1 protein-coding gene and 1 pseudogene are annotated in these 2,665 nt (G+C 74.9%); one reads left to right on the forward strand and one right to left on the reverse strand.

Annotated features, from left to right (window positions below; genetic code table 11):
* On the forward strand, positions 1 to 2,284 hold a 2,284-nt coding region (locus IH13_RS38540), incomplete at its 5' end, for a pyruvate carboxylase (RefSeq protein WP_031088610.1).
* A gap of 135 nt (positions 2,285 to 2,419) precedes the next feature.
* On the opposite strand, the pseudogene IH13_RS0127150 reads toward IH13_RS38540, so the two are convergent.
* A pseudogene (locus IH13_RS0127150) lies at positions 2,420 to 2,665 on the reverse strand (hypothetical protein); the annotation flags it as partial.

A 2,665-nucleotide genomic window follows, 5' to 3' on the forward strand; every position in this document is an offset into this window, starting at 1 on the left:
CGGCGGGCCGGGCGTCCGGCTGGACGGCGGCACGGTCCATACCGGTGCCGAGGTCTCCGCGCACTTCGACTCGATGCTGGTCAAGCTCACCTGCCACGGGCACGACTTCGACAACGCGGCCCGCCGGGCGCGGCGGGCCATCGCGGAGTTCCGCATCCGCGGGGTCGCCACCAACCTGCCCTTCCTGGGGGCGGTGCTGAACCAGCCCGACTTCCGGGCGGGGCGCATCACGACCAGCTTCATCGAGGAACACCCGGAGCTGATCCGGGCCCGCCCGTCGGCCGACCGCGGCAGCCGCATGCTCAGCTACCTCGCCGAGACCACCGTGAACCGGCCCTACGGTCCGCGCCCCGCCGTCATCGACCCCGCCGACAAGCTGCCCGCCGTGGAGCCCGGCACTCCGCCGCCCGGGTCCCGGCAGCGGCTCGCGGCCCTCGGGCCGGAGGCCTTCGCGGCGGAGCTCCGCGCGCAGTCGGCCGTCGCCGTCACCGACACGACGTTCCGCGACGCCCACCAGTCCCTGCTGGCGACCCGGGTCCGTACCCGCGACCTGCTGGCCGTGGCACCGCTCGTCGCACAGACCGTCCCGCAGCTGCTGAGCATCGAGTGCTGGGGAGGGGCCACCTACGACGTGGCGCTGCGCTTCCTCGCCGAGGACCCGTGGGAGCGGCTGGCCGCACTCCGGGAGGCCGTCCCCAACATCTGTACGCAGATGCTGCTGCGCGGCCGTAACACCGTCGGCTACACCCCCTGTCCCACCGAGGTCACCGAGGCGTTCGTCGCCGAGGCCGCGGCCACCGGGATGGACGTGTTCCGGATCTTCGACGCGCTCAACGACGTGTCCCAGATGCGGCCCGCGATCGACGCCGTGCGCGCCACCGGGACCGCGCTCGCCGAGGTCGCCCTCTGCTACACCGCCGACCTCTCCGACCCCGCCGAGTCCCTCTACACGCTGGACTACTACCTGCGTCTCGCCGAGCAGATCGTGGACGCGGGCGCCCACGTCCTCGCCGTCAAGGACATGGCCGGTCTGCTGCGCCCGCCCGCCGCCCGTACGCTCGTCACCGCGCTGCGGGAACGGTTCGACCTGCCGGTCCACCTGCACACCCACGACACGGCCGGCGGCCAGCTCGCCACACTGATCGCCGCGATCGACGCGGGGGTGGACGCGGTGGACGCGGCGGTCGCCTCGATGGCCGGGACCACCAGCCAGCCCCCCTTGTCGGCGCTGGTCGCCGCCACCGACCACACCGAGCGCGCGACCGGCCTCTCGCTCCAGGCCGTCGGCGACCTGGAGCCGTACTGGGAGGCGACCCGCAAGGTCTACGCCCCCTTCGAGTCGGGCCTCGCCTCCCCCACCGGGCGGATCTACCACCACGAGATCCCCGGCGGGCAGCTCTCCAACCTGCGCCAGCAGGCCATCGCCCTCGGTCTGGGCGACCGCTTCGAGCTCATCGAGGACTGCTACGCCGCGGCCGACCGCATGCTCGGCCGGCTGGTGAAGGTGACACCGTCGTCGAAGGTGGTCGGGGACCTGGCGCTCCACCTGGTGGGGGCCGGGGTCGAGGCGGCGGACTTCGAGGCCGACCCCGGCGCTTTCGACGTACCGGACTCCGTGATCGGCTTCCTCCGCGGCGAGCTGGGCGACCCGCCCGGCGGCTGGCCGGAGCCGTTCCGTACCCGGGCGCTCCAGGGCCGCCCGGAGAAGGCCGAGACGCCGCGTCTGACGGACGAGGACCGCGAGGGCCTGGCGCGGGCACCGCGCGAGACGCTGAACCGGCTCCTCTTCCCCGGCCCCACCAAGGAGTTCACCGCCCACCGGGAGGCGTACGGGGACACGTCCGTCCTGCCGACGCGGGACTTCCTGTACGGACTGGAGACGGAGACCGAGCACACGGTCACCCTCGAACCCGGTGTCACCCTGCTGATCGAGCTGGAGGCGATCTCGGAGGCCGACGAGCGCGGCTACCGCAGCGTCCTGGCCACGCTGAACGGGCAGCTGCGCCCGGTGTCGGTCCGGGACAGGTCCGTGGCCACCGACGTCAAGGCGGCCGAGAAGGCGGACCGGGGCAACCCGGGCCACGTCGCGGCACCGTTCGCCGGGGTCGTCACGCTCCAGGTGGAGGAGGGCGCCTCGGTGACAACCGGTCAGACGGTGGCCACGATCGAGGCGATGAAGATGGAGGCGGCGATCACCGCCCAGGCTGCGGGGACCGTTCGGCGACTGGCGATCGGCGGCATCCAGCAGGTGGAGGCGGGCGACCTGCTGATCGAGGTCGGCTGACCCCGGACGGCCCGCCGGGCCCGGCACCGTACCGCCGGGCCGGGCGGGCCGCGCGGGCCGGGCGGGCCGTCGCGGCCTTCTTCTCCCCGCCCGGCCTCGGCATGCCCTGCCCCGGGTCTCCGGGCGCGGGCCCGCTCACCGGCCGCCCTCGGCGGGGTCGGCCGGGGAGCGCCTCCGGGCCGGGGTCCGGCGTGGCCCGCGCACCCGGCCCGGGGACGGGTTCCGGGCGGGCCCCAGGGCCGCCGTGAAGGCCTCGACCTCGTGCCGCTCCCGGCCCCGCCGCGACCAGGTCAGGACGCCCAGACACCCCACGGCGACGGCTCCGGCGACCGCCACCGCCACGATCGCGCTGAGGGGGGCGGGCGTCAGCAGGAGCAACGC

It is taken from the genome of Streptomyces sp. NRRL WC-3549, from assembly GCF_000721935.1.
GTDB lineage: Bacteria > Actinomycetota > Actinomycetes > Streptomycetales > Streptomycetaceae > Streptomyces.